At 67.4% G+C, this 26859-nt stretch carries 20 protein-coding genes; 1 reads left to right on the forward strand and 19 read right to left on the reverse strand.

Annotated elements, in window-relative coordinates:
* Positions 1–84: 84 nt before the first annotated feature.
* The 5 genes from PT282_RS05425 to PT282_RS05445 form a co-directional block, all read right to left on the reverse strand.
* Entirely contained in the window at positions 85–2115 is a 2031-nt protein-coding gene (locus PT282_RS05425; protein WP_277168523.1) for an ABC transporter ATP-binding protein, read from the reverse strand.
* Positions 2116–2135: 20 nt separating this feature from the next.
* Entirely contained in the window at positions 2136–3113 is a 978-nt protein-coding gene (locus PT282_RS05430) for an ABC transporter permease (protein WP_277168524.1), read from the reverse strand.
* A 20-nt stretch (positions 3114–3133) separates the two neighbouring features.
* Positions 3134–4060, reverse strand: a complete 927-nt coding sequence (locus PT282_RS05435) for an ABC transporter permease (protein WP_277168525.1) — start codon at positions 4058–4060, stop codon at positions 3134–3136.
* A gap of 454 nt (positions 4061–4514) precedes the next feature.
* Positions 4515–6152 carry an ABC transporter substrate-binding protein gene (locus PT282_RS05440; protein ID WP_277168526.1) on the reverse strand — a complete coding sequence of 546 codons (1638 nt, stop codon included), beginning with the start codon at positions 6150–6152 and terminating at the stop codon, positions 4515–4517.
* A gap of 267 nt (positions 6153–6419) precedes the next feature.
* On the reverse strand, positions 6420–7472 hold the full coding sequence (locus PT282_RS05445) for a tyrosine recombinase XerC (protein WP_277168527.1): 1053 nt from the start codon (positions 7470–7472) through the stop codon (positions 6420–6422).
* A 157-nt stretch (positions 7473–7629) separates the two neighbouring features.
* On the opposite strand from PT282_RS05445, the gene PT282_RS05450 reads away from it, so the two are divergent.
* Positions 7630–7917, forward strand: a complete 288-nt coding sequence (locus PT282_RS05450) for a DUF6725 family protein (RefSeq protein WP_277168528.1) — start codon at positions 7630–7632, stop codon at positions 7915–7917.
* 102 nt (positions 7918–8019) lie between these two features.
* Here the strand turns inward: PT282_RS05450 and PT282_RS05455 are convergent, their stop codons facing one another.
* From PT282_RS05455 to PT282_RS05520, 14 genes are all read right to left on the reverse strand, one after another.
* A complete protein-coding gene (locus tag PT282_RS05455; RefSeq protein WP_277168529.1) occupies positions 8020–9015 on the reverse strand; it encodes a prephenate dehydrogenase in 996 nt (331 codons plus the stop codon).
* Complete coding sequence (locus PT282_RS05460; protein ID WP_277168530.1) at positions 9009–10013, reverse strand: prephenate dehydratase domain-containing protein; 1005 nt, start codon at positions 10011–10013, stop codon at positions 9009–9011. The genes PT282_RS05455 and PT282_RS05460 overlap by 7 nt, the downstream gene beginning before the upstream one ends.
* Positions 10010–10531, reverse strand: a complete 522-nt coding sequence (locus tag PT282_RS05465; RefSeq protein WP_277168531.1) for an alcohol dehydrogenase — start codon at positions 10529–10531, stop codon at positions 10010–10012. Before PT282_RS05465 ends, PT282_RS05460 begins: the two co-directional genes overlap by 4 nt.
* 156 nt (positions 10532–10687) lie before the next feature.
* Entirely contained in the window at positions 10688–12619 is a 1932-nt protein-coding gene (gene typA, locus PT282_RS05470; protein WP_277168532.1) for a translational GTPase TypA, read from the reverse strand.
* 176 nt (positions 12620–12795) lie between these two features.
* A complete protein-coding gene (locus tag PT282_RS05475) occupies positions 12796–13587 on the reverse strand; it encodes an NUDIX domain-containing protein (RefSeq protein WP_277168533.1) in 792 nt (263 codons plus the stop codon).
* Between the two features lie 97 nt (positions 13588–13684).
* Positions 13685–14896, reverse strand: a complete 1212-nt coding sequence (locus PT282_RS05480; protein ID WP_277168534.1) for a cysteine desulfurase family protein — start codon at positions 14894–14896, stop codon at positions 13685–13687.
* 24 nt (positions 14897–14920) lie between these two features.
* Entirely contained in the window at positions 14921–15811 is an 891-nt protein-coding gene (nadC, locus tag PT282_RS05485) for a carboxylating nicotinate-nucleotide diphosphorylase (protein WP_277168535.1), read from the reverse strand.
* Positions 15812–15895: 84 nt separating this feature from the next.
* Complete coding sequence (gene nadB / locus PT282_RS05490) at positions 15896–17572, reverse strand: L-aspartate oxidase (protein WP_277168536.1); 1677 nt, start codon at positions 17570–17572, stop codon at positions 15896–15898.
* Positions 17573–17614: 42 nt separating this feature from the next.
* On the reverse strand, positions 17615–18895 hold the full coding sequence (nadA, locus tag PT282_RS05495) for a quinolinate synthase NadA (protein WP_277168537.1): 1281 nt from the start codon (positions 18893–18895) through the stop codon (positions 17615–17617).
* Positions 18896–19138: 243 nt separating this feature from the next.
* Positions 19139–19825 carry an SMC-Scp complex subunit ScpB gene (gene scpB, locus PT282_RS05500; RefSeq protein WP_277168956.1) on the reverse strand — a complete coding sequence of 229 codons (687 nt, stop codon included), beginning with the start codon at positions 19823–19825 and terminating at the stop codon, positions 19139–19141.
* Positions 19826–19938: 113 nt separating this feature from the next.
* The gene (locus tag PT282_RS05505; RefSeq protein ID WP_277168957.1) at positions 19939–20772 is read right to left on the reverse strand and encodes a ScpA family protein; all 834 of its coding nucleotides are present in this window, start codon (positions 20770–20772) and stop codon (positions 19939–19941) included.
* A 132-nt stretch (positions 20773–20904) separates the two neighbouring features.
* Positions 20905–21744 (reverse strand): ParA family protein, encoded by an 840-nt coding sequence (locus tag PT282_RS05510; protein WP_277168958.1) that lies wholly within the window; start codon positions 21742–21744, stop codon positions 20905–20907.
* A gap of 685 nt (positions 21745–22429) precedes the next feature.
* Positions 22430–23350, reverse strand: coding sequence for a site-specific tyrosine recombinase XerD (gene xerD / locus PT282_RS05515; RefSeq protein WP_277168538.1), 921 nt, complete (start codon positions 23348–23350; stop codon positions 22430–22432).
* Between the two features lie 151 nt (positions 23351–23501).
* Positions 23502–26684 carry a BspA family leucine-rich repeat surface protein gene (locus PT282_RS05520; RefSeq protein ID WP_277168539.1) on the reverse strand — a complete coding sequence of 1061 codons (3183 nt, stop codon included), beginning with the start codon at positions 26682–26684 and terminating at the stop codon, positions 23502–23504.
* Between the last annotated feature and the right edge of the window lie 175 nt (positions 26685–26859).

The following is a 26859-nucleotide window of genomic DNA, read 5'->3' on the forward strand; positions in this document are numbered from 1 at the left end:
CTCGGACAACCTCATGGACAGCGCGATGCCCCACCGTCCGCGGGGGACGATGGGGCATCGGGAAGCTCCGGAAGAGACTCGGTATCAGTCGAGGCCGAGCCGCAGCTTGCCGCCGGGGATCGCGTCGAGCAGATCCTTGGTGTACTGCTGCCGCGGGTGGTCGAAGACCTCGTCGGTGGTCGCGTGCTCGACGAGCCGGCCCTTCTGCATCACCACCACCTCGTCGGCGATCTGGCGGACCACCGCCAGGTCGTGGGTAATGAACAGGTAGCTCAGCCCGCGTTCGGCCTGCAGGTCGTTGAGCAGCTGCAGCACCTGGTCCTGCACCAGCACGTCGAGCGCGGAGACGGCCTCGTCGCAGACGATCACGTCGGGGTCGAGGGCCATGGCGCGCGCGATGGCGATGCGCTGGCGCTGGCCGCCGGAGAGCTCGTTGGGGTAGCGCTGCATCACCGACTGCGGCATACGAACCAGGTCGAGCAGCTCGCGCACGCGCTTGGCACGGCTCTTCTTGTCGCCGATCTTGTGGATGCGCAGGGGCTCCTCGATAGAGCGGTAGATCGAATACATCGGGTCGAGCGAGCCGTAGGGGTTCTGGAAGACCGGCTGCACGTGGCGGCGGAAGTCGAGCAGGTCCTTGCCCTTGAAGCCGCTGATGTCCTGGCCCTCGTAGGTCACGGTGCCGCTGGTGGGCTCCAGGAGCTTCAGCACCATGTTGGCCACGGTGGACTTGCCCGAGCCGGACTCGCCCACGATCGCCAGGGTGGTGCCGCGCTTGACGGAGAACGAGACGTCGTCGACGGCCTTGAACATCTCCTTGCGGCGCGGCAGCCTGAACTCGCGGGTCAGGTGGCTCACCGTGATGATGTGCTCGCTGCGCTCGAGGGTCTCCTCGCCCTTGACATGGTGCTCCATGAGCTTCTCGGCGTTCTCGCCGTGCTCCTTGGCGGAGATGATGCGCTGCGAGGCCAGCGACGGGGCCGCGGCCACCAGGCGCTTGGTGTAGGGATGCTGGGGGTGCTGGAGCACCTCGAGCGACGGGCCGGATTCGACGACCTGGCCCTTGTACATCACCACGATGTGCTGGGCGCGCTCGGCGGCCAGTCCCAGGTCGTGGGTGATGAAGAGCACCGCGGTGCCCAGCTCGTTGGTCAGGCTCTGCAGGTGGTCGAGGATCTTCTTCTGCACGGTGACGTCAAGGGCGCTGGTGGGCTCGTCGGCGATCAGCAGGTCGGGCCGGCAGGCCAGGCCTATGGCGATCAGGGCGCGCTGCAGCATGCCGCCGGAGAACTCGTGCGGGTACTGGCGCGCGCGGGTGGCCGCCTCGGGCAGGCCGGCCTCCTGCAGCAGGCCCGCGACGCGGTCGGTCATGGTGCTGCCGAGCACGTAGCTCTTGGCGATGGTCCATGCCTTCTCCTCGGCCACGCCGGCCTTGATGAGGTCGTCGGCCACGCGCCAGCGGGTCTCGGAACCGGGGATCCACTCCTCGGTGAAGTAGTCCATGACGTTCTCGGCCTTCTTGCCGGCGACGCCCGCCTCGTCGAGTGCCTGGCGCGCCGCCTCCAGCAGGTCGGGCAGCTCCTTGGAGCCGATGAAGGTCTCGTCGTCGTCGGCTTGCTGATCCTCGTCCTGGGGTTCCGTGTCGGCGCCGGCCAGGGCCTTGGCGAGGTTGGAGCGCTTCTCGTGCGAGACGTCCATGTGGTTGGCCTTGAGGGCCTCCTCCACCTGCGAGCCGATGCGCCAGACGGGGTTGAGGTTGCTCATCGGATCCTGGGGCACCAGGCCCATCTTGTCGCCGAGCAGGTGCTCGTACTGCCTGCGGGTGTCGCCGGAGATCTCCTCGCCCTCGAGCTTGATGGAGCCGCCGACCACGTGGCCGGTGCCGGCCAGCAGGCCCAGCACGGCCATGGCCGAGGTGGATTTGCCGGAGCCGGACTCCCCCACGATCGCCACCCACTGGCCGGGGTAGACGGTGAAGGAGGCGTCACGCACGGCGTGCACCACGTTCTTGTCGCCGGTGGTGAAATCGACCTTGAGGTCCTTGACCTCGAGGATCGGGCCCTGCTCGCGCTGCATGGCGAGCAGCTTGTCGTTGGTATTGTTCTTTTCGCTCATCGTGTCTGCTTTCCTTGCGCTCACGCCGTACGGCTCTTGGGATCAAGCGCGTCCTTGACCGCGTCGCCCATCATGATGAAGGCGAGCACGGTGATGGCCAGCGCGGCCGAGGGATAGAAGAGGACCGCGGGGTCAGTGCGCAGGATGGTCTGTGCGTTGGAGATGTCGCCGCCCCAGCTCACGGTGGTCGTCGGCAGGCCGATGCCCAGGAAGCTCAGGGTGGCCTCGGAGACGATGTAAGTGCCCAGCGAGGTGGTGCCCACCACGATGATGGAGGCCAGCGAGTTCGGCATGATGTGGCTGACCAGGTTGCGCAGCGGCGTGGAGCCGAGGGCGGTGGAGGCGGTGTTGAACTCGAGGTTCTTGGTCTCCATCACCGAGCCGCGCGCGATGCGGGCGGTCTGCGTCCAGCCGAAGAGGGTCAGCACGAGCACGATCTTCCAGACCGAGCCGGAGGTGCGGAACATCTGCAGGACGACGATGGCGCCGAGCAGCAGCGGGATGGCCATGAAGATGTCGGTGCAGCGGCTCAGCACCGCGTCGACCCAGCCGCCGAAGAAGCCGCCGAGCGCGCCGATCAGCGTGCCGAAGAGCACCACGAGGATGGTGGTGAGCACGCCGACGGACAGCGAGGTGCGGGTGCCGTAGACGGTGCGGGTGAACACGTCGCAGCCCTGGGTGTCGTAGCCGAAGGGATGGCCGGCGCTACTGGGCTCCAGCGAGTGCTCCAGCTGGCAGAAGTTGGGGTCCTGGTGCGTGAAGACGCCGGGGAAGAGCGCCACGAAGATGACGCAGACGATCAGCACCGCCGAGACGATGAACAGCGGGTTCTTGCGCAGCGTGCGCCAAGCGTCGGCCCACATGCTGGTGGCGGGGGCGGACTCGTCGATGGAGTCCACGTCCTGCAGCTTGACGGTGTCGGCCGGGGCCACATAGCGCTCCTGGCCGGGAAGGGTGGAAGAGGTGTTCATGCTTTCCTGGGATTCGTTGTCACTCATAAGTCTTTCTCCTCCCTGCCTCACGCGTACCGGATGCGCGGGTCGAGGGCCGCGTAGAGCATGTCGACGAGCAGGTTGCACACCACGAAGATCAGGGTCAGCAGCGTGACGATGGAGACGACCATGTTGCTTTCGCCCTTGAGGATGCTCTGGTAGGTCAGGAACCCGATGCCGTGGACGTTGAAGATGGTCTCCGAGATCATGGCGCCGCTCATCAGCGAGCCCAGGTCCTGGCCCAGGTAGGTGACCACGGGGATCAGCGAGTTGCGCAGCACGTGGCGCACGATCACCGAGCGGTTGGACATGCCCTTGGCGCGCGCGGTACGCACGTAGTCCTCGGCGATGTTGGAGGAGACCTCGGAACGGGTCAGGCGGATGATGTAGGCCATCGACACCGAGCCGAGCACCATGGCCGGCATCAGCAGGTCGAGGAAGCCGGGGTCGCTGCCCGCGGTGACCGGCAGCAGGCGCCACTTGACGCCCAGGAAGTACTGGCCGAGGAAGCCGGTGACGAAGGTCGGCACGGAGATGAGCAGCAGGGAGACGATGAGGATGACGGAGTCATACCACTTGCCCTTCTTGAGCCCGGAGATGATGCCGAAGACCACACCGAAGATCGCCTCGAAGCAGAACGCCATCAGCGCGAGCTTGATGGTGACCGGGAAGGCCCGGCCGATCTCGGAGATGACGGGCTGGCCGGCGAATGTGTTGCCGAAGTTCAGCGTCAGCGCGTTCTTCAGGAACAGCAGGTACTGCACGATGAATGGCTTGTCGAGGTTATATTCCGCGCGAATCTGGGCCGCGACCGCCGCGTTGATCGGTTTGTCGCCGAACATCGCCTTCACCGGATCGCCGGGAAGCGCGAAGACGAGCGCGTAGACCAAAAGCGTCGTGCCAAGAACCACGGGGATCATCTGCAGGATACGGCGCAGAAGATACTTGCCCATCGGTTAACTCCTTATTTTCCTAGGCCTGCGACCAGGAGAACGCCGCGAACGCAGCGCTGGCCCTCCGGGCGGCCTATAGACATATGGTGCCAGTGTAGCGCAGGCACAACCCAAGGTGGCCGGTTCAGGCTCCGCTTCCCCGGGTTCGGGCGGTTGGGATTATCGTCTTGCATACATGGTCATCGCAAAGGGTTGACGCCTTGGATGCGCTCGCGACGGCGGCGTGGAAACGCCCAAGGGTCATCGCCACGACCATGACACGACATCTGACGCCGAGAACCGGGAAACCTCGACGGACCGATACGCCGAGCCGTGCCAGGGTACGAGAAAGGGAGCGCACGGCGGTGATAACCGCCATGCGCTCCCCCACGTGTGCGGGGCCGGACCCTAGCCCCCGGAACCGAAAAGCCCGGAGGGGACCCGGCGACGCATCGTCATCCGAGCGCCGGTGCGATCACTTGTGCATCTGCGTGAAGGTCGGGTAGGTCTGCCAATCGATGGCGAAGCCCTTGACGTCCTTCGAGGCGACGCCCGCGTTGGCGCGGTAGTAGAGCGGGATGGCGGGCAGGTCGTTGAGGAGGACCTCCTGGGCCTGCTGGTAGAGCTGGTTGGCCTCGTCGACGGACTTGGCGGCATAGGCCTGGTTGATCAGGTCGTCGAACTTCGGGTTCTTGTAGTCGCCGTCGTTCGAACCGTTGCCGTCGGCGGCGGTGGAGGCGAAGTTCTGCACCAGGTAGTTCTCGGCCGAGGGATAGTCGGGCATCCAGCCGGAGCGGAAGGCGCCCTGCATCTTGCGGTTCGAGATCGCGTTGCGGAACTCGTTGAAGGTGGGCATGGGGTTGGTGGAGGCGACCTGCGAGCCCAGGGCGTTGTTGATGGAGTTGACCATCGCGTCGAAGACGGGCTTGGCGTCACCGTCGGCGTTGTAGGCGAGGGTGAACTTGTCGTTGTCCTTGCTGATCGCGTCGGCCTTGTCCCACAGCTCCTTGGCCTTCTTCGGGTTGTAGTTGAGGTTCTCGTTGCCCTTCAGGTTCGGCGAATAGCCGGGGATGACCGGGGCGGTGAACTCCTTGGCGGGCTCGCCGACGCCGTTGAGCACCTTCTTGACGATGCCCTTGCGGTCGATGGCCATGGAGATGGCCTGGCGGCGCAGCGTGCCTTCCTCGGTGCCGGCCTTGAAGTGCTCGAGGTTGGCGGGGATGGTGAACTGCTGGATGGAGGAGCCGGGCTTGTTGTAGGCCTGCAGGCTGGTGTCCTTCTGGAAGGTCTTGGTGTCGGCCTGCGGGACCGCGTCGAGGCCGTCGAGGTTGCCGGCCTGCACGTCGGCGTAGGCGGCGTCCATCTTGGTGTAGATCTTGAAGTCCACGCCGTCGTTCGCCGGCTTGTCGTCACCCTTGTAGTTCGGGTTCTTGACGACCTTGATCACCTGGTTGTGGTTCCAGGAGGCGAACTTGTAGGGACCGTTGCCGATCGGGGCGTTGCCGAAGGCCTTCGGGTCCTTGTAGAAGGAGGCCGGAAGCGGGGCGAAGGCGGAATAGCCGACCTTGATCGGGAAGGTGGCGTCGGGGGCGTCCAGGTCGACGGTGAAGGTCGTGGCGTCGACGACCTTGAGGCCGGCCAGCTGCTCGGAGCCCTTGAGGCCGTCGGTGGCCTGCAGGTCCTTGAAGCCCTTGATCGTGGAGAAGAAGGAGGAGCCCTTCTGCGCGTTCTTGGCGTTGGCCACGTAGCTCCACGCCTTGGTGAAGTTCTCGGCCTTGATCGGCGAGCCGTCGCTGAATTTCAGGCCCGGCTTGAGCTTGATGGTGTACTGCGTGCCGGCGTCGTCGGCCTTGATGGACTGCGCCGCGTCGTTGACGGGGTTGCCCTTGGCGTCGAAGCGGACCAGCTGCGAGAAGATGGCCCGGACCACCATGCCACCGCCGGTCTCATTGGTGTTTCCGGGGACCAGCGGGTTGGCGGGCTCGGAATCGAACACCGAGATGATGTCCTTGCCACCATCGGATGAGGACGAGGAATTGGAACCGCCGCAGGCGCTGAGCAACATGGCCGCCGAACAGGCCACGGCCGCTATGGCCAGAACTTTCTTCTTCATGAGATTTCTCCTAATTCTTGGGTTGTGCGCGGGGCTGGCCGCGCCTCAAACAAAAAAGTTGGCCGAACGCCAACTCCCTTGCTGATGTTCTTATTCTCACGCAATGCGGGTGGTTATGCAAACGGGATGTCCGAAAATATTCACGTATTGGACAAATTCCCACAGCACATTCGCATTTGTCGGGGCCTGGGAGAAGGTCTGCCGGGGATTGCCGGAGGGTATCGGTCGCGGTGCTCGCGCCAGATGCCGGCGGGCCGGCCGGGGACGTCAGGCGCGCGGGAAGGCCTGCCGGTAGCGTTTCTTGATCTGCTCGATGGAGACGTGGGTGTAGCGCTGGGTGGTCTTGAGCGAGGAGTGGCCCAGCATCTCCTGGACCTCGCGCAGGTCCGCTCCCCCGTCGAGCAGATGCGTAGCGGCGCTGTGGCGCAGGGCGTGCGGGCTGATGTCGGGCACGCCGGCCTCGGCGGCCTTGCGGTGGATGACCCCGCGCACCACGCGCTGGTCCACCCGTCCGCCGCGCACCCCCAGGAAGAGGGCCGCGGCCGACCTCGGGGTCTCGAAGCGCCGCCGCCCCCGCTCGATCCAGTGCCGCAGCGCCTTGGCGGCCGGCGCGCCAAAGGGCACGACGCGCTGCTTGTCGCCCTTGCCGGTCACGCGCGCGGTGCGGTTGGCGAAGTCGATGTCGCCGACGTCGAGGCCGGTGAGCTCGGCCACGCGGATGCCGGTGGCGTAGAGCAGCTCCACCATCGCGGCGTCGCGCAGGGCCAGCGCATGGTCCTTCGCCGAGGACATGCCGCCATCGGAACCGGTGGTGGAGCCATCGTTGTCGTTGGCACCTTGTGATCCCTGCTTTCGACTGGCCCGTGAACCCTGCGCGCCATCATGCCCGGGGTCCCGCGCCTCGGCATTCCCGGCATTCCCGGCATTCCCGGCTTCGCAATCGGCGTCGACGGTCTCCATCAGCTGCGCGGCCTGGCGTTCGCTCAACATCGCGGGCAGGTTCTCGGGGATCTTCGGGGTCATCAGCATGGACGCGGGATTGGCGGCGACGAGGCCGTGGTCGTGGGCCCAGGTGAAGAAGCGGCGCACCGCCACGCTTTTGCGCGCCATGCTGCTGCGGGCGTGGCCGGTGGACTCGTCGGCCATCCACAGGCGCAGCATGCGCAGGGTGACCTCGCCCAGGTCGGTGACGCCGTTCGAGGCGAGCAGGCCGAGGCAGGAGCGCAGGTCGGAGCGGTAGGCCTTGAGGGTGTTGGCGCTCAGCCCGCGGTTGGCCTTGAGATAGGCGAGGAACTCGTCGATGCGTCCGTCGAACCGCATGGGCCCTCCCCTCTCGCGCTGGCCGGTCACGCCGGCATATCGTCTCCAACTCTAGCCCCAACGCCGCGCAAGGGCGACATCGCGGCTACCATGGATTCCGGGCCTGGGCCATGGATCTCCGTGGCCATATCCATCGACATGAACGAACGGAGGGCGTATGCCGTTGCCGGCAAGGATTCCGCGGGGCGCACGGCTCGTGGCGCGCACGCTGGACGGCGTGGACGCGCGCACGGGGCGGCCGCAGTTGCGCGACTACATCGGCCATGTGCGCTCCTGGGACGGCGAGACGCTCGCCATCACGCGCGACGCGGCGGCCAACGGCTCGCGGCCGGAGCAGGAGATCGAGATTCCGCGCGGGCGCATCGTGGCGCTCAAGCCGATTCCGGAACGGCGTGCACGGCCGGCACAGCATGGTTCCGAAGCGCCCGAGGAAGGGCGGGGCTAGGTTCGCCCGACATCTGCCTTCATACTTACAGATAGAGGGACAGGGGTTTCGGCGATCGACCGTCGCCACCGAATGCCGTCATCCGTTGGCGTCAGTCCGCGCTCACAGCGCCGAACGCACCTCGACCATGGCCCGGTCGGGCCCGTCGAAGCGGATGACGTGCTCGCCGCGGCGCGCCGATTCCAGCAGCGCCCGCCGCCAATCCCCGCCGCCGATGTCCAAGGCGAACGGCTCAGCGACGGCGTCTGCGCCACGGCCCTTGTAGTCCCGAAACGGCTGGCCTTCGGCGAAGAATCTGGTCATCGCTTCGTCGTCTCCGCGGTGCAGGGCGTCGGCGAAGCCGAGCAGGCGCGAGGAGACCTCTCGCAGCAGGCGCTCGACGTTGGCGGCGTCCTCCTCGATCATGGCGCGTGTGCGGCCGGGGTCGGTCAGGGCCACCCGGGTCATGTCGCGCCAGCTGCCCGCCGCGAGTGCCACGGCGATGTTGCGCTCGTCGCTGGAGCTCAGCTCGTTGATCATCGCGGTCGCCACGGCGTGCGGCATATGCGAGATCATGGCGGCGGCCCGGTCGTGGGTGGCGTCGTCGAGCACGATCAGGCGATTGCCCACCTGCTCGGTGACGAGCCTAGCGACGTCGAGGAAACGGCGGCGGTCCGTCCGCTCGTCGACGGTGAGCGCCCACAATGCCCCGTCATAGAGCGCGGGGTCGCTGGCCGAGAAGCCGGAACGTTCGGTGCCGGCCATCGGGTGCGCACCCACGTAGCAGTCCGCGAGTCCGGCGGCGGCGACCTGCGAGCGCACCATGGCCTTGACGCTGCCGCCGTCGCTGAGCGTGGTGGCCCCGCGGTCGATGACGCCGCCGAGCGCGTCGAGCACCTCGGGCATCGCCTTGAGCGGGTTGCACAGCATGATGACCTCGGGGCGCGCGGCGGCCAGCTGCGCCAGGCTGTCCACGCATTCGATGCCGTCGCGCCGGGCGGCCGGGTAAGGATGCGGCCGGTGGTTCCATGCGATGACCCTGCAGCCGCGACCTGCCAGGCGGCGGGCCAGCGACCCGCCGATCAGTCCCAATCCGACGATGCCGATCGTGCTCACCACAGCAGCTCCCTTTCCATCTCGCGTGCGTCGCCTTTCCGTGCGACGCCTTCGCCGACGCGGTCCGAGCAGACGCCTCCGTGCGGCAGCATCCATGCGCTCACCGGCGGGTTCGGCCGTTCCACGCGCGGGTAGACGGCCAGGGTCTTGACCCAGTCGCCCCGTCCGACGACCCAGCGCAGCAGGTCGCGGAAGCGTGGTTGCCAGGGGGCTGCGTCGAGGGTGATGACGAAGCCGTAGGTGCCGGTATGGCCCTTGATCGGGCGCGAAATGAGGCTGGTCATGTTGAGTCCCTCGTCGCGCACGCGGTCGAGCAGGCGCGCGACGACGCCGGGGCCGGTGCTCAGCGGGATGACGGTGAGGATGGTCTCGAACTCGCCGTCCTTGCCGTCTGAGGCAAGGGAGGCGACCTCGCCGCGGGGCGCGAGGACGAGGAAATCGGTGCGGGCACCCTTGAAGTCCTGCACGCCGCGCTCCAGCGTGCGCAGCCCGTAGATCTCGCCGCAGCAGGAGGGGCCGAGCGCCACCTGACCGACGCCCACGTCGCGGCATGCGGCGGCGTTCGACGAGGCCGGCACCGCCGTCAGCCCATGGCTTCTGGCGAACCCCTTGCACTGGGCGAGGCCGTGCGGATGGGCGGTGAGTTGGGTGAAGGGCCCCCTGCCGTCGCGGGTGAAGGCGTCGAAGGCGACGTCGACGCCGACGCGGCCCAGTCCGGCGACGTCGCGGGCGTCGATCAGCGCGTCGAGGTTGGGCATGACGTAGCCCTCGACGTTGTTCTCCCAGGCGATGACGCCCCAGCCGCGTCTCTGCTGGACGGCGTCGATGATAAACGGCACGTCCTCGCAGGCCTCGAGCGCCATCTGCCGTGAGTGGCGCCCGGCGATGGAGCGTTGCGCCATCAGCGCGGCCTGGTGGGTGAAGGAGCCCTGCGGCCCCAGGAAATAGAGCTTGTCCGCGGTATCGTCCGTCGCGTCGTTCGTCGTCTTGTCCGCATTCATCGCTTCGTCCCCTCGTCCTTGGCCACAGCGGCCTTCCTGTTGTCGGAACCGTCCCCGGCCCGCTCGCCGTCCCGCGGCCCCGCCGCGAACCACCGGCGCGGCAGGAAAAGGACCACCAGCTGCACGATGACCATGCCGAACAGCCAGAGGTAGCCCACGTGCTCGCTGAAATAGGGCAGCCCCGAGCCGTCGCCGAAGCCGATGGGCGTGAGCACGTCGCCGCCGAAGCCCATGGCGACCATCCATGCCAGGCCCGACGAGGCGATCAGGTGCAGCGCCAGGCCGGTCGCACCGGCGCGGGCGCGGGCCAGCCACGTCGAGACCGTGACGAGAGCCAGGGCCAGGAGCAGGCCGTAGGGCACGTCGTGGGAGGCGCCCATGCGGTGCGCCAACGTGCCGACCATGCCGACGGCGAGGCCGGTGAGGATGCACGCCAGCCAGCGCACCGAGGTGTGCCGGCGTAGGGGCAACGGCATATCGGCCGTGCTGGCATGGGTTTCGGCGTCGCGAGGATTCATAGTGCCAGTATGCCCCATCCGCCGGTCAAGCGGCCCGTGGGACGGTTCGCGTGGGCCTGCGGCGCAGCCTCGGATGGGCCGGCATTATATATAAGCGGAAGCGGACGCACCGCCATGGGCACGTCCGCTCCCGCCGAAGGAAAAGTCAGTTCAGGCTCACTTCTTCTTGTTGTTGCCGTTCTGGCGACGCTGCTTGGCGTGCCACTTGTACCACTCGTCGCGGTCGAGGATGACCTTGCGCACGCGGATGGCCTCGGGGGTCACCTCGACGCACTCGTCCTCGTTGGCGAAGTCGAGCGCCTCCTCCAGGCTCATCTTGATGGGCGGGGTGAGCGTCTCGAGGACGTCGGCGGTGGCGGAGCGCATGTTGGTCATGTGCTTGGCCAGCGTGACGTTGACGTCGAGCTCGTCGGGCTTGCTGTTGATGCCGACGACCTGGCCCTCGTAGACGTTGGACTGCGGCTCGACGAAGAAGTTGCCGCGGGCCTGCAGGCGCTGCATGGCGTAGGGGGTGGCGGTGCCGGCGCGGTCGGAGACCATGGAGCCGTTCTGGCGCGTGGAGATCTCGCCGGCCCACGGGGCGTACCCGGCGGAGATGGAGCTGGAGATGCCGGTGCCGCGCGTGGCCGTGAGCAGGGCGGTGCGGAAGCCGATCAGGCCGCGGGAGGGGACGGTGAACTGCATGCGCACCCAGCCGGAACCGTGGTTCGACATGGAGTCCATGCGGCCCTTGCGGTCGGCCATCAGCTGGGTGACCGCGCCCATGTACTCCTCGGGCACGTCGATGGTGTCGGCCTCCATGGGCTCGCAGAGCTTGCCGTCGATGGTCTTGGTGACCACCTGCGGGCGGCCTACGGTCAGCTCGTAGCCCTCGCGGCGCATCTGCTCGGCGAGGATGGCCAGCGCCAGCTCGCCGCGGCCCTGCACCTCCCAGGCGTCAGGGCGGTCGGTGGGCAGCACCTTGATGGAGACGTTGCCGATGAGCTCGCGGTCGAGGCGATCCTTGATCATGCGGGCGGTGAGCTTGTGGTCCTTGCCCTCGCGGCCGGCCAGCGGGGAGTCGTTGACGCCGAAGGTCATGGAGATGGCCGGGTCGTCGACATGGATGAGCGGCAGCGGCTTCGGATCGTCCTTGTCGACGATGGTCTCGCCGATCATGATGTCGTCGACGCCGGCGACCGCGACGATGTCGCCGGGGCCCGCGGACTCGGCGGGGGTGCGGTCGAGGCCCTGCGTGCGCAGGATCTCGGTGAGCTTGAAGTTCTCGATGGTGCCGTCGACGCGGGAGAGGCCGTACTGCTTGCCCTTCTCGAGCGTGCCGTTGTAGATGCGGACCAGGCCGAGGCGTCCGAGGTAGTCGGAGGCGTCGATGTTGGTGACGTGGGCCTGCAGCGGGGCGCCCTCCTCGTATTCGGGGGCGGGGATGTTGGAGATGATGGCGTCGAAGATGGGCTCGACGTTGTCGTTGTCGGGCAGGCCGCCGTCCTCGGGCTGGTTGGTCGAGGCGTATCCGGCCTTGGCCGCGCAGTAGATGACCGGCAGGTCGAGCAGGGAGTCGAGGTCGAGGTCGACGCCCTCCTCGGTGACGTCCTGGGCCAGGCCGAGCAGCAGGTCGGTGGACTCGCTGACGACTTCGCTGATGCGGGCGTCGGGACGGTCGGTCTTGTTGACGCACAGGATCACGGGCAGCTTGGCCTCGAGCGCCTTGCGCAGCACGAAGCGGGTCTGCGGCAGCGGGCCCTCGGAGGCGTCGACCAGGAGCACCACGCCGTCGACCATGGAGATGCCGCGCTCGACCTCGCCGCCGAAATCGGCGTGGCCGGGGGTGTCGATGACGTTGATGGTGATGCCGTCGGGCTGGCCGTACTTGGCGGCCAGGGGGCCGGTGTAGCGCACGGCGGTGTTCTTGGCGAGGATGGTGATGCCCTTCTCGCGCTCCAGGTCGTTGGAGTCCATCACACGGTCCGGCACCTCCTCGCGCTCGCTGAACACGTGCGACTGCTGAAGCATCGCGTTCACGAGCGTGGTCTTGCCGTGATCGACGTGAGCCACGATCGCCACATTTCGAATATCACCACGTACCGCCATAAAAGCCTCTCCTACTGCGTATTTTCCTTAGGTGTCATCGGTATAGAGATGTTCTATCCTGCACTTACACACAAACCTTCACCATGATACGGACGTATCCCGACACAGGCACGCCCCGGGCGAAGCCCTCTACCAAGCGCCCGCGCGGCCGCCGTGCCGCGCCGCACGCGCCGGCCTCAGTCCGTGGTCAGGGGCGAGAGCGCGTCGGCGGCGCCGTCGGGGCGGGCGCAGGCCGTGCCGAGGTCGTCGGCGCTGGCGGCCAGGCGCATGCCCCAGGTCGTCTTGCGGCCCACCACCCCGGGGATGTAGCGGTAGACGGCGGCGGGCCGGTGACGTCCTTCCGCGAGCTTGTCGCCGGTGTCCTCGAGCTGGCCGGAGGCGAGCATCTTGCGCCGGAAGTTGCCCAGGTCGAGGGAGCGGCCGGCGATGGCCTCGTAGACGTCGTGCAGGCGGCGCAGCGTGAAGCGCGGGCCGACCAGCTTCGAGGCGACGTCGGGGTAGGACATCCTCGAGCGCAGGCGGTCCAGGGCGAAGGCGATGACGCTGGCGTGGTCGAAGGCGAGGCCGGGCAGGGCCGATTCGGCGAACCAGCGCACGTTGTCGCCGTCGCGCAGGTCCTCGGCCTGGGCGCTGCCGATCAGGGCCCAGTAGACGATGGAGACCATGGGCAGCGCCGAGCCGGACCGGTCGGGACCACCGAAGGCATAGAGCTGCTCCAAGTAGCCGGGACGCAGGTTCGTGGTCGATTCGAGGGCGGCGTAGGCGGACCATTCCAGGGACCGGCCGGCCAGCACGTCGCCGCCGGGCAGCGCCCATTGGCCCTTGAACGGCTCGCGCACGCGGCGCACCAACGGCAGCCACAGCTCCTCGCGCCCGGCGTCCGGACGGGGGGCGAGGGCGAAGATGATGACCGAGACCCCCACCTGTGGTGGTCCCGCCTTACGTTCGCTCACATTGCCTTGCCGCATAGTCCATAGGATAGCTCATTTCGGATGCGCCCGATATGCGTTACGGAACCTTGGCGTCGCGGCGATCGCCTGCACCCGTCGTCCGAACCGGCAAGGCTCACCGGCCGGCGAGCCTGCCATAGGAGTCCTCGAGCGCCATCGCGATCCGGTCGATCTGCCCGCGGGTCAGCGGCGCGTCGAAGGTCATGCGCAGCGCGGACTGGGCGACCTCGGGGCCGATGCCCATCGCCAGCAGCGTGGGCGGCAGCTCGTGGCGGCCCACCGCGCAGGCCGAGCCGGACGAGCAGGCGATGCCGTGGGCGTCGAGGTCGACCAGCAGCGCCTCGCCGGCGATGCCCGGGAAGACGAACGAGGCGTGGCCGGGCAGGCGCCTGCGCGGGTCGCCGGTCAGCTCGGCCTGGGGCACCACCCGCCGCACGGCGTCGATCAGCGTATCGCGTGAGGTGACGAGGTCGCGCTCCTGCCGCCGCATTTTCTCGTTGGCGTCCGAAAGCGCGATGGCCAGCGCCACGGCCCCCGCCACGTTCTGGGTGCCCGAGCGCAGGCCGCGCTCCTGTCCGCCGCCGGAGAGCAGCGGCTCGATGGGCACGCCGCCGCGCACCAGCAGGGCCCCGAGGTTCTTGGGCGTGCCGAACTTGTGGCCGGAGACCGCCAGCGCGTCGATGCCCCAGTCGCGCATGCGGATGGGGATGCGCCCGGCGGCCTGCACGGCGTCGACGTGCAGCGGCACGTGGTGGCCGTGGACGATGCGCACGATGTCCCTGATCGGCTCGATGGTGCCGACCTCGTTGTTGGCCAGCATGACGCTCACGAGCGTGGTGCGTTCTCCGGCCTCGCCCTCCAGGCTCTCCCCAAGCGCGTCGAGGTCGACATGCGCCTGGGCGTCGACGGGGATGCGCACCACTTCGAAGCCCAGCCAGGCGGCCAGCCAGTCGGCGGAGGCGCTGACCGCGGGGTGCTCCACCGACGAGATGACGATGCGGGGAGGCCCGGCGACGCCGCCTTCCCCCGCCTTGCGGCCGGGGCCGAGCCCCATCGCCCTCATGCGCGCCATCGAGATGCCCTTGATCGCGAGGTTGTCGGATTCGGTGCCGCCTGAGGTGAAGACCACGTCCTCGGCCTTGCCGCCCAGCCCGGCCGCGAACGCCGAACGCGCCGCCTCGAGGGCGCGCAGGGCGGTCTTGCCTGGCTGGTGGGCGCTGGCGGGGTTGGCGTAGGCCTCGGTGAGGAACGGCCTCATCGCCCCGATGACGTCCTCGCCCACCGGCTCGGTGGCGGAGGCGTCCAGATACAGCTCATCGTCCGACATGATCGTTCCTTTCCGCACTATCGCTCAGAAGTCCAGTCCAAGGTCGACGCTGCGCACGCTGTGGGTGAGCGCGCCCACGGAGATGATGTCGACCCCCGTCGCCGCCACGGCGGGTACGCGCTCCAGAGTCATGTTGCCGCTGGCCTCGACGATGGCGGCCCCGTCGATCATCGACACGCCGCGGGCGGTGTCTTCCAACGGGAAATTGTCGAGCATGATGGTGTCGGCGCCGCCGCGCAGCGCCTCGGGGATCTGGTCGATCCGGTCCACCTCGACCTCGATGTGGATGGTGTGGCCGACCCGGGCGCGCACGTGGCCGATCGCGTCGGCCAGGCCGATGCCTTGCGCCGCAAGGGCCGCCAGATGGTTGTCCTTGAGCATCACGGCGTCCGAGAGCCCGTAGCGGTGGTTGTGCCCTCCTCCGCAGACGACCGCGTACTTCTCGAAGGGCCTGAGGCCGGGGGTGGTCTTGCGGGTGTCGACGATGCGGGCGCGGCCGTAGCGTCTCGAGGGCACGGCCTTGTCGGCGTTGCCGCCCTCATAGGCGGTGTCGACGGCGCGCACGAACGCGTCCGTCATCGTGGCGATGCCGCACATGCGCTGCGTGAAATTGAGCGCCACCCGTTCGGCCTCCAACAGTCCGCGCACCGGCCCTCGCACTTCGGCCAGCTCCTGGCCGGCCTGGAAGCGCGCGCCGTCGGCGATCGTCGGCGTCACCTCGATGCCGCGATCCTGGGCGTCGAACGCCTCGGCGAACACCTCGATACCGCTCATCACACCGCTCTCACGGGCCACCAGGCGCGCCTCGCCCATGGCCTGCACCGGTATGGCGGTCTCGCTGGTGATGTCGCCATAGGGTGCATCCTCGGCGAGCGCCGCACGCACCGCCTGTTCGATGGTCGATGTTCTCAGCATGTCATCATCTCCCTTCCTTGCCGCGCCATGTGGCCAACCGTCAATCCGGCGGCCGGCGTCCGACGTGGCGGCGCCGTCACGGTCTCAGCGGCGGATGTAGGCCACCGAATGGGCCCATTCGTCGCGTGTCTGCGGGAAGTCGTCGCGGGCGTGCGCCCCCCGCGATTCCTGCCGGGCCAGGGCCGCGGTGGCGCCCACCAGTCCGACCGTGAGCATGTTCCGGTTCTCCAGCGAGGCGACGTCGACGTCGACGTGCGAGCCGATCCGCCCGTTCGCCGCCGCCAGTCCGGCGCCCAACCGTTCGATGGCGTGGGACAATCCAGCGGCGTCGCGCAGCACGCCCACGCCCTGCCACATGGTCTCCTGGATCCGCTCGCGGCTCCATACCTTCAGCTCCGGCTTGCCGACGTCGGTGCCGTCCAGGGCCACCGGGCCATCCTCGAAGGGCTTGTTCGTCACCGAGTTCATGAGGGGTTCGGGGCGCCATGCCGTCCCGTCGTCGTCGGCGACGGCGGCCAGCCCCGCGCGCCTGCCGTAGACCAGTCCTTCGAGCAGGGAGTTGGACGCCAGGCGGTTCGAGCCCATCACGCCGGTGCGCGCGCACTCGCCGGCGGCGTAGAGGCCGGGGATGCTGGCCCTGCCGTCGAGGTCGGTGCGCACGCCGCCCATGTAGTAGTGCGCGGCGGGCGACACGGGGATCGGCTCCTTGCTCCAATCGAAGCCCATCGAGCGCGTGTAGGCGTCGATGGTGGGGAAACGGGTGGCGAGGAAGGCCTTGAGGTCGGGATGCTCCTTGGCCATCGGCGAGACGTCGAGCATGACCGGACGGCCGTCCTGGCGCTGCATGACGCGGAAGTTCTCGCGGGCGACCACGTCGCGCGGCGCCAGTTCGGCACGGGGGTCGATGTCCTTCATATAGCGTCGTCCCTGCTCGTCGAGCAGTACCGCGTCCTCGCCACGCACGGCCTCGGAGATGAGGAAATGCTCGCCGACCGCCAGCGCGGTGGGATGGAACTGGTAGAACTCGAGGTCGGCCACCTGCGCGCCCGCCCGCCAGGCCGCCGCCACGCCGTCGGCCGTCGCGACCTGCGGGTTGGTGGTGTAGGGGTACATGCGCCCGGCGCCACCTGTGGCGAGGATCACCCGGCCGGCGTCGATCGTGCGCTGTTCGCCGGATGCGGATCGTGCCGCGCCGTCGTCGCCTGTTCCGGCAGTGGAATCGTCCGTCAGCAGCCGCACGCCGGCGATCCGCCCGTCGCGCACCACCAGGTCCTCGAGGAAGGCGTGCTCGACGATGTGGATGCGGGGCTCGCGGCGCACCATCGCCGAGACGTCCAGTTCCAGGATCTTGCCGGTGGCGTCTCCCCCGGCGTGCACTACGCGCGCGCGGGAATGCGCCGCCTCCAGGCCACGCATCATGTGGCCCTGCCTGTCGCGGTCGAAGCGCACGCCGGCCGCGGCGAACTGCCGCACCCTCTCGGCGCCCTCGCGGGTGAGGACATCCACGGCCTTCGGGTCGCACAGCCCGTGCCCGGCCGCGATGGTGTCCTGGGCGTGCAGCCTGGGGTCGTCATCGTCGAAAATCGCCGCGGCGATGCCGCCCTGGGCGTGGTAGGTGTTCGATTCCACCAGGTCGGCCTTGGTCACCAGGGTCACCTCATGGCCCGTCCGTGCCACGGCCAGCGCTGCCGATAGTCCGGCGACACCGGTTCCCACCACGACGATGCCCTCTTGACGGCCTTGCGAGTTTCCGTTGCTCAATTTGCGCTTCCTTGTCCTTTTGAATCCGACGACCGTTCGCGCTCAGGGGCGTGCGTTGAGCATGCGCTGAAGGGCGACCTTGGCCTCGGAGGCGGTCTTGTCGTCGACGGTGATGCGGTTGACGACCTTGCCGTCCACCAGGTTCTCCAGCACCCAAGCCAGGTAGGCGGGGTGGATGCGGTACATCGTCGAGCAGGGGCAGACCACCGGGTCGAGGCAGAAGACGGTCTTGTCGGGATGCTGGGCGGCCAGGCGGTTGACCATGTTGATCTCGGTGCCCACCGCGATGGTCGAGCCCGCGGGCGCCTCGTCGATCTGCTTGACTATGTAGGCGGTGGAGCCGACGCCGTCGGCCGCGTCCACGACCTCCATCGGGCATTCCGGGTGGACGATGACCCGCACGCCGGGGTAGGCCTTGCGCGCGCGCTCGATCTGGGCGACGGTGAAGCGCTGGTGCACCGAGCAGAAGCCCTTCCAGAGGATGATCTTCGCCTTGTCGTAGTCGGCCGGGTCGGCGATGCCGCCCTGGGGCTTGTAGGGGTCCCACATCGGCATGCGCTCCAGCGGGATGCCCATGGCCTTGCCGGTGTTGCGCCCCAGGTGCTGGTCGGGGAAGAAGAGCACGCGCTTGCCCTTGCCGAAGGCCCATTCGAGCACGGTGCGGGCGTTCGACGAGGTGCATACGATGCCGCCGTGGCGTCCGCAGAAGGCCTTCAGGGCCGCCGAGGAGTTCATGTAGGTGACCGGCACGATCTGCTGCCTACCGTCGGCGGCGTCGCCGGCGGTGAAGATGTCGTCAAGCTGGTTCCAGCAGTCCTCCACCTGGTCGATGTTGGCCATGTCGGCCATGGAGCAGCCGGCCGAGAGATTGGGCAGCGAGACGGTCTGTTCGGGCGTGGAGAGGATGTCGGCGGTCTCGGCCATGAAGTGCACGCCGCAGAAGACGATGTGGTCCACGTCGGGGCAGGTGGTCGCGTTCTCGGAAAGCTGGAAGGAGTCGCCCACGAAATCCGCGTGCTTGACGATCTCGTCACGCTGGTAGTAGTGGCCCAGGATCAGCAGCTTGCCGCCCAGCTTGCGCTTGGCGTCGACGATGCGCTGCTGCAGCTCGTCAGCGGAGGCGCTGCGGTACTCGTCGGGCAGCGGCTTCTGGCGCGGGGCGTTGGCGGGCAGCCGGTCGTGCAGCGAGGCGCCGGGGCCGTAGCTGGGTTTGGTGGACTCGAAGCTCCAGGGGTCTTGGGTCAGGCCCGCGTCGCAGGTGCTTTCGGCGCCAAGTCGGGCGATGATCTCGTCGACCGATGGCGCGGTGAACGTTGATGCCATGATTTCCTCCCATGCACTCGCCGCTTTCCGACGTTGGATGAACAAGCGGCTACCGACGAGCATAGCACTAATAGTCATGATGACTATAATTCATGGCAAACGAGCGCGTGGGCGTTGCGCGATCCGCGATCGCCGGCCGCCACCACACCGGTGGATGGGGTGCGGGAAAGCCTGTCGTCATTGACCTGCCGCCCCGCAAACCGATCTGGTCGCCGGGAACGTGAACCTCCTCACATGCGTGGATCAGGAGAGGGCGTCCTGCGCACCGGCCCCGGGATCGCGCGCCTGGTTGACGATGTCGCCGGGCTCGGGCATGAAGGGGGCGAGCTGCGGCAGCTGGTCGAGCGATTCGAGGCCCATCTTCTCCAAAAACAGCCCGGTGGTCACCAACAGTGCCGCGCGGGAGTCGGGGTCGGCGCCCTCCTCGCGGATGAGGCCGCGCACGTTCAGCGCACGCACCACCCCGTCGGAGTTGACCCCGCGGATGGCGGCGATCTGGGCGCGGGTGACCGGCTGCTTGTAGGCGACGATGGCGAGCGCCTCGAGCGCGGCCTGCGAGAGCCTGGCCATCTGCCCGTCGGTGACGAAGGCGGAGACGACCGGTTCGAAGACGGCCCGGTTGCCGTATTGCCAGCCGCGGGCGGTGTGGCGCAGCTCGAAGCCGCGGGGGGCGAGGCCGTGTGCCTCGTCGCCGTCGTATTCCCGCGCCATCGCCTCGAGCTCGGAAGCCACCTGGCCCTCGTCGAGCGCCAGCACGCGCGCCAGGTCACCGGCCTGCTGCGGCTGGTCGGCCACCATCAGGATCGCCTCCAGGCAGGAGCGCAGCCCGCCGGGAAAGTCATCGACGGAGAAATCAACGTATTCGGGGCGCGATCGCGCGTCGGCCTTCCCGGTTTTGCCGTCCGATCCGTCCCGCTTACTGTCCGCCATGTCATCCGCCGTGCCCTGGGGTTCGGTTTCCGATGCCTTTATATCCATATCCGTCAATGCCGTTTCCTTCTCGCCGTCATCCGCGTGTGCCGCCATGTCACCGTCACGCCCGCTCATGCGAAATCACCCTCGTCCACTTCCACGTCGCCTCCGTCGTCCGCGCCCGGCACCCAGCGCAGGTGCAGGTCCTCGAACGGGCCGGATTGCTTGTATTGCAGCACGCCCTGCTTGAAGAAGAGCAGGATGGCCAGGAACCTGGCGACCACCACCAGCGTGCCGTCCGCGTCGGCGGTCAGCTCGCCGAAGGTCATCGACTCGCCCTCGCCGAGGCCGCGCAGCCGTTGCCGCACCAGCCGTGACTGCCGCTTCAGGTCGACCTGGGCGACGTGCAGCTGGTCGAGGCGCACCTGGTCGGCCGGGGCGTTCAGGAACACGTCGACCGCGATCCTCGCCAGGTCGTCCGGCCTCACGCTCCACGCCAGCTCGGGGAGCATGGCGGCTATGGCGGGGTCGCTGAAGGAGGGGTGCGGGAACCGGCCGGAATTGGCGGCGAACAGGGAGCGGAAGTCGTCGGCGGCGCCCTTGAAGGCGCGGTATTGCAGCAGGCGGGCGAAGAGCAGGTCGCGTTCGCGCAGGGCCTCCATGCTCTGCTCGTCGCGCTCCCCGTTCTCGTCGCCGGGCAGGATCGCGGCGCTTTTGGCCTCCACCAGCACGGAGGCGACGTCGAGGAAGGCGCTGACCTGCTCCATGTCGCGGCCCATGTCGAGGCCGCGCACGTAGTCGATGAACTCCTCGGTGATGGCCGAGAGCGAGACCTCCGTCAGTTCGAGCTTGCGGTTGGCGATCATGGCCAGCAGCGCGTCGAACGGGCCGGAATAGACGGCCAGGCTGACCGAGAACCCCTTGTCCCGGGCCTTCGGGGAGACTTCGGCGTCCGCATCGCTCATCGGCACCGGGGTCGATGCCGCGTCATCAACGGGAGCGCTACGCTCGTCTTCGTTCATGACCCCTCACTTACGCAATGCATTCGATGACGCCTGACGGAGCGAATCGCGTTCCCCGGCGATGGAACGGCGACCCTATTCGACGATGCCGCGGGCGATGAGCTCGCGTGCGGTCTGCCGGTATTCCTTGGCCGTCTTGTGGTTCGGCGCGTAGATGGTGATCGGCGCGGCGGCGACGTTGGAGTCGGGCAGCTTGATCGACCGGGAGATGACCGAATGGAAGACCTTGCCCTGGAACGCCTCGTGGATGCGCTGCAGCACCTCCTCGCAGTGCAGGGTGGAGGTGTACATGGTCACCAGCACGCCGTAGACCTCGAGCTGGGGGTTGATGCGCGAGCGCACCTTCTCGATCGACTGCATCAGCAGGGCCACGCCGCGCAGCGCGAAGAACTCGGCGGCCACGGGGATGATCACGCCGTCGGCCGCGGTCAGCGCGTTGACGGTCAGCAGGCCCAGCGACGGCTGGCAGTCGACGATGATGACGTCGTATTCGTCGCGCACGCCCTCCAGGACGCTGGCGAGGATGCGTTCGCGGCCCACCTCGGTGACCAGCTGCACCTCGGCGGCGGAGAGGTCGATGTTGGCGGGGATGATGTCAAGGTTCTCGAATTCGGTGTGCTGCACCACGTCGTGCACGTCGAGCGACGGGTCGAACAGGGCGTTGTAGATGGTGGCGTCGACGGTGTTGGCGTTGATGCCGAGGCCCACGCTGGCAGCGCCCTGCGGGTCGAAATCGACGATGAGCACGCGCCGGCCGTACTGGCTCAGCGCGCCGGCGATGTTGATGGAACTGGTCGTCTTGCCGACCCCGCCCTTCTGGTTGCACATCGCGATGACGCGCGCCGGCCCGTGGTGATCGAGCACCGGCGGGGCGGGAAAAGTCTCATAGTTTCGTCCAAGAAGATCGGTAGGCATAGTGCCCATGCTACCAACAGGCCTGCTCACCTTGCGCCCGGCGGGTTCGCGCGCCCCGGCCCGCTCGTGGCCGCCAGTGTTGGCCTGCCTGGCACCTTCCGTCCGCTTCGGGGTGGCGCTCATCGCCTTGTCGCGCCCTCCGGCGAGCAGGTCGCGGATCTGGCCGACCTCGTCGCCGCCGGCGTCGTCGACCGGGCGGACGTGGACGGTGCCCGGCAGGTTCAGCCTGCCCTGCGTGACGTGGGCCGCCGGACGTTCGAGGCCACTCCATCGGGCCTCGCTGAAGGCGCCGTCGCGGTACCGGGTCCCGGATTTGCCCGCCTTGCGCTTCGCCGATTCGGATTGTCCCGTTTTCCCGTTCGTCGACCCGCCTGTTTTCCGTGCCTCGCCGCCGCGCGGCCTCGCCCCACGCTGTGCCATCGCTCTCTCCCGCCTCGTCGCATACTGTACTGTTTTCCATCCTAATCCGTCCGCGCGCCAACCATCCCACACACCCGATCGCCCCAGCCAGTCCAGCTCATCGGACTAATCCACGCGTTGAAAAGCAGAAAAACACAGCGGAAAATCTGCTTTCCGACGCGACTCATTATTCTTCAGCGTCCAAAAGCAGAAAAACGGTACCGAAAATCTGCTTTTCAACGCAGTCGACCAGTCAGGACAGCGGTCGGCGTGGCACTGGCCGATGTCACCGCGCGCGGGGATGGGCGGTGAGGTAGGTCTCGATGAGGTTCTCGGGGCTGACGTGGGTGTAGATCTGCGTGGTGGTCACCGAGGCGTGGCCCAGCAGCTCCTGGACCGTGCGCACGTCGGCGCCGCCCTGGATCAGATGGGTGGCGAAGGAGTGGCGCAGGGTGTGCGGGTGCAGCGGCCTGGCGATGTGCGCGCGCTCGCCCGCCGTCTTGACGACCTCCCACACCGATTGCCGCGAGATGCGCCGGCCGCGCTTGTTGAGGAAGATCGCGCGCCGCTCCCTGGTTCCCCTGCCCTTGGCCTCCAGCGCCGGCCGGCCTTCGGCGACGTAGCGCCGCAGGGCCTTCACGGCGTACTCCCCCAACGGCACCAGGCGCTGCTTGGAGCCCTTGCCGGTGAGCACCACCACGCGCTCGTCGAAGTCGATGTCGGTGAGGTCCGCGCCGGTGGCCTCGGAGACGCGGCAGCCGGTGGCGTACATGAATTCGAGCAGCGCATGGTCGCGCAGGACCACCGGGTCGGCCGACCCTCCCATCGCCGCGGCGTCGAGCAGGCGGGTCACCTCCTCGACGCTCAGCACGTCCGGCAGGTGGCCGCCGGCCTTCGGCGCCTTGACGCGCGCGGAGACGTCGTCGGCGACGGCCCCCTGCATCAGCGCGAACTTGTGGAACTCGTGGACGCTGGCGAGCCGCCTCGCCTTGCTGCGGTTGCTTTCGCCGGCCTCGTCGAGCGCCGCCACGTAGGCCTCGACGTCGTGGGTGGTCACCCGGTCCAGGTCGTCGATGCCCCGGCCGGCGAGCCAGCCCACATACTTGTTGATATCGGCGCGATAGGCGCTGACGGTGGCCGGCGAGAGGCCACGCTCCACATCGATATGCGCCAGAAACTGCCGCAGCAGACCGTCCATCCCATCCATGGCTCCGATTCTAGACGACGGGCCGCCACCGGCCGTCGCCCCCTCGCTCCGGCAGTCGGACCGAATACGGCGATGGCCGGAACCCCTGCGACGGTCTCATCGACCACCAGCCAACGGTTCCGGCCATGGCGGCAAGACCGGCCCCTCCCGATCAGACGGTGACCTCGGGCGCGCGGTGGCGGCTGATGATGAGCCTGTCGCGACGGGCGCAGGCAAACAGGAAGAGCAGCATCGCCAACAGCAGGAACAGCCACCACAGGCACACCGAACCCCAGTTGGTGCCGGCAACGGGAACGTTGACACTGCCGACGGTATTGCGCGGAGCGACCTCAATGCACTTCGAACCATCCGAAAGCACCCGATAGCCCTCGGCATCGACCATGTATGAGGCTTCGTTCGTGGTGCAGCGGGGGATGCCACGCCTGGCCTTCGGCGACGGGGACGTCGGGGCGCCACCAGTCGCATTGAGCGTCACGGCCGACGCTGAACCCGGAAGCGTAGGACCGGCGGGCGTGAACCCCGGCGCGTTGCCCGGCATGCCCGGGCCGCCTCCAATGCCGCCACCCGCGGCCGGAACGGCCTGCCAGACGCCCTGCAGCGTGACGATCGGATGGCTGCCGGCCAGCGTCACCATCTCGCCGGGCTGGTAGACGCGTCCGTCGACGTCGGACTTCCAGCCATGGAAGGCGTAGCGGCCGGCGGGGTCGGTCAGCGTGTTGGCGGACGGGACCCTGAGCGTATAGCTGCGCTCGGTGCGCCCATTGGCCCGGACCGGCTCGAACGTGGTGCCGGTGACGGCATGGCCGTCGGCCTGGCCGGAATCGAACCGCAGCTCGTAATCGTAGACCCTGGTCCACTGGCCGGTGAGCACCGCATGCGGATGCGAGGAGTCGAGGCCGACGGCCTCCCCTGCTTGGTAAACGTGTCCATCGATGTCGGACTTCCAGCCGTCGAACCTGAAGCGGTTGGTGTCGTCACGGGAGAACGTGTAGCCGCCGGGCACGGTGAGCGAATCCGACGTGGCGGTCGTCCGCTCGCCGGTCACCGGGGCCAGGGGTCGGCTAATGGAGCCTCCCGTCGGCAGGCCGGATTGGAAGGTGAGGGAATACTGGTATTCCGGCACCCATTGCGCGTAGAGCGTCACGGAGGGATCGGCCGCGGTGACGGTCATCTTGCCGTCCACAGGGCCTTGCCCCGAACCGTCCGGCCTGGTGTTCCACCCCATGAACCGGTATCCGCCGCGCGTAGGGCTGCCCGAGGGGATGGTGAAGTCGTGGCTGCCCTCGGCGACATTGCCATAGGAGAGGCCGGCCGGCATCGAGCCCACACCGGTGCCGTTCGCGTCGAAAGCGAGCGAATAGCGGTACAGACGGCCCCATTGGGCGTAGAGCGTCACGTCGCCGTCATACAAATACAGGTAGTCGTCCACGGAGTATAAACGTCCGCCGTTCGACGCCGTGCCCCAGCCGGAGAAGCGATAGCCATCGGGCCTGTCCAGGGTGAAGGGATTGCTCGGCAGCCTGACATCAGGCGACCAGTAATCGGCGTCGCCGTAGTCATCGCCGAGCTGGGCGATGACTACGGTCAGATGGCCACCGCCGTCGTAGACCGGCACATCATGGCCGACGCCATGCACGAGCGTGGTCTTCTTCTCGGCGATGTCCGGGTTCGTGCCAGCTGGCGCGTTGGCCTTCAGGGTCAGCGTCCTTTGCCGGGCCAACACGTAGGTGCCGATCCTGTCGGCCTTGGTCGCATCCTGCGTGCGCGCGGCAAGCTCGTCGGAGTTATAGGGCCCCTTCCTGGCGGATTGTGAGACGGTGCCGGGAATCGCGAGCTGGATCCACACCAGGGGGTTGTGTTCCGAGGTATAGGCCTGCGTGCCCATCCGCGAGTCGAACGCCTGTGGCCTGAGCTTGGTGTTGCTCCCCACGGACAGCTGGGTGAGGTAGCCGCAGTCCTGGAACATCTGATTCATATCCGTGTCATAGCCATTGATGAGCGCACGGGTGTCCCAACCGGTCAGATCGAGGCTTTTCAGCTGGCTTTCGGCGAACATGCGCTGCACATGGGTGACGTGGCGGACATCCCAATCGGCGATGTCCAGCTTCCGGAAGTGGGTATCGGAGAACATATCATCCATGTCTTCGACCTTGCCGGTGTTCCATCCCGACACGTCAAGGTTCGGCAGCCCCGTACAACCGTGAAACACCTGATACATTCGCACGACATTGCCCGTGTCCCACGAGGAGACATTCAGATCCGTCAACGCATAATCATAGTTGAACATGCCACTGATGTCTTTGACGTTGCCGGTGTTCCAACGGGAAAGATCGAGGCTCGACAGGCTGTAGCAAAATTCAAACATCTCATACATGTCGGTCACGCTGCCGGTGTTCCATCCCGAGACGCCGGAAAACGTGGCGTTCGGCAACTTATAGCAGGCTTGGAACAGATAGCCCATGTCACGGACATTGCCCGTGTCCCACCCCGACACATCGAGGACCGTCAACTCATTGCACTGCTCAAACATATTGCGCATGTCGGTGACTGCGGCGGTGTTCCAACCGGACACCTCGAGGGCGGTCAACGACTCGCAGAAATCGAACAGGCCACTCATATTGGTGACCGCCCCGGTGTTCCAACCGGACACATCGACGCTTGCCAGCTTCTTGCACCTGTAGAACATCTCATGCATGTCGGTGACATGGCTCATGTCGGCGTCGCCGAGGCCTTCGATCGCCGTCAGCTGCGTGCCGTCATTCACCGCAACGGAGAAGAACTCGCTGGAATCCTGCGGGAATATCGCCTTGCCCACGAAGCGCACGGTCTGGACGGACCGGTCGTATTTGGACCGGAACTCGCTCTTGCTGACCAGCCCGCCGCTTGCCGAAGTGGTGACGGTGAGCGTGGCGCCGGAGCGCTCGTAAGTGACCCCATCCCTGACGGTGGGTCCCTGGCTCTGCGCGCCGGGAGCTTGCCGAGTGCCTCGCTGTTCGGCGGCCTGCGTCTGGACGCCATCATTGTGGCCGTTACCATCGGCGGAAGAACCGTCCTTGCCCGAAGCCACGGCGGGAGAGGACGCGGGAGATTCCACGGGCGAGGCCGGTCGCGACACCGACGTTTGCCCTGAGCCCTGACCTGCGCTGGCGGATGGCGCCGACGATGCGCCAGCGTCCTTCGGCCCTTCGGCCTCGGAGACATCCACGGACCGGACGGCCTGCGTCTGCTCGTCGGGGTGCGAACGCTGGATCTCCTGGGCGCTCGCGAACGCGGGAACCGACAGCATCCCCGTCGCGAGCAGCACGCCAACCAGCACCCTGATCTTCCGATTCATTTCCCCTCCGCTTCTCTTCGAACGCATATCTGTCTTTTGGCGACACATTTCATCCACTAGGCAATACGCAAAGAGTATGTGACACACCTCCCCAAAACCCAGTCATGGCAAGGGTTTGGTACAATCGAACGCCAGTGGAAAAATGTCAATTCCGAACAATGATTCCCAATATGAC

This window comes from Bifidobacterium sp. ESL0763 (genome assembly GCF_029433395.1).
In the GTDB taxonomy this organism is placed as follows: domain Bacteria; phylum Actinomycetota; class Actinomycetes; order Actinomycetales; family Bifidobacteriaceae; genus Bifidobacterium.

Coding starts and splice junctions, on each gene's coding strand:
- PT282_RS05425 (WP_277168523.1), bottom strand. CDS start 2,115: ATGAGCGAAAAGAACAATACCAACGACAAGCTGCTCGCCATGCAGCGC.
- PT282_RS05430 (WP_277168524.1), bottom strand. CDS start 3,113: ATGAGTGACAACGAATCCCAGGAAAGCATGAACACCTCTTCCACCCTT.
- PT282_RS05435 (WP_277168525.1), bottom strand. CDS start 4,060: ATGGGCAAGTATCTTCTGCGCCGTATCCTGCAGATGATCCCCGTGGTT.
- PT282_RS05440 (WP_277168526.1), bottom strand. CDS start 6,152: ATGAAGAAGAAAGTTCTGGCCATAGCGGCCGTGGCCTGTTCGGCGGCC.
- PT282_RS05445 (WP_277168527.1), bottom strand. CDS start 7,472: ATGCGGTTCGACGGACGCATCGACGAGTTCCTCGCCTATCTCAAGGCC.
- PT282_RS05450 (WP_277168528.1), top strand. CDS start 7,630: ATGCCGTTGCCGGCAAGGATTCCGCGGGGCGCACGGCTCGTGGCGCGC.
- PT282_RS05460 (WP_277168530.1), bottom strand. CDS start 10,013: ATGAATGCGGACAAGACGACGAACGACGCGACGGACGATACCGCGGAC.
- PT282_RS05465 (WP_277168531.1), bottom strand. CDS start 10,531: ATGAATCCTCGCGACGCCGAAACCCATGCCAGCACGGCCGATATGCCG.
- typA (WP_277168532.1), bottom strand. CDS start 12,619: ATGGCGGTACGTGGTGATATTCGAAATGTGGCGATCGTGGCTCACGTC.
- PT282_RS05475 (WP_277168533.1), bottom strand. CDS start 13,587: ATGCGGCAAGGCAATGTGAGCGAACGTAAGGCGGGACCACCACAGGTG.
- PT282_RS05480 (WP_277168534.1), bottom strand. CDS start 14,896: ATGTCGGACGATGAGCTGTATCTGGACGCCTCCGCCACCGAGCCGGTG.
- nadC (WP_277168535.1), bottom strand. CDS start 15,811: ATGCTGAGAACATCGACCATCGAACAGGCGGTGCGTGCGGCGCTCGCC.
- nadA (WP_277168537.1), bottom strand. CDS start 18,895: ATGGCATCAACGTTCACCGCGCCATCGGTCGACGAGATCATCGCCCGA.
- scpB (WP_277168956.1), bottom strand. CDS start 19,825: ATGGCGGACAGTAAGCGGGACGGATCGGACGGCAAAACCGGGAAGGCC.
- PT282_RS05505 (WP_277168957.1), bottom strand. CDS start 20,772: ATGAGCGATGCGGACGCCGAAGTCTCCCCGAAGGCCCGGGACAAGGGG.
- PT282_RS05510 (WP_277168958.1), bottom strand. CDS start 21,744: ATGCCTACCGATCTTCTTGGACGAAACTATGAGACTTTTCCCGCCCCG.
- xerD (WP_277168538.1), bottom strand. CDS start 23,350: ATGGATGGGATGGACGGTCTGCTGCGGCAGTTTCTGGCGCATATCGAT.
- PT282_RS05520 (WP_277168539.1), bottom strand. CDS start 26,684: ATGAATCGGAAGATCAGGGTGCTGGTTGGCGTGCTGCTCGCGACGGGG.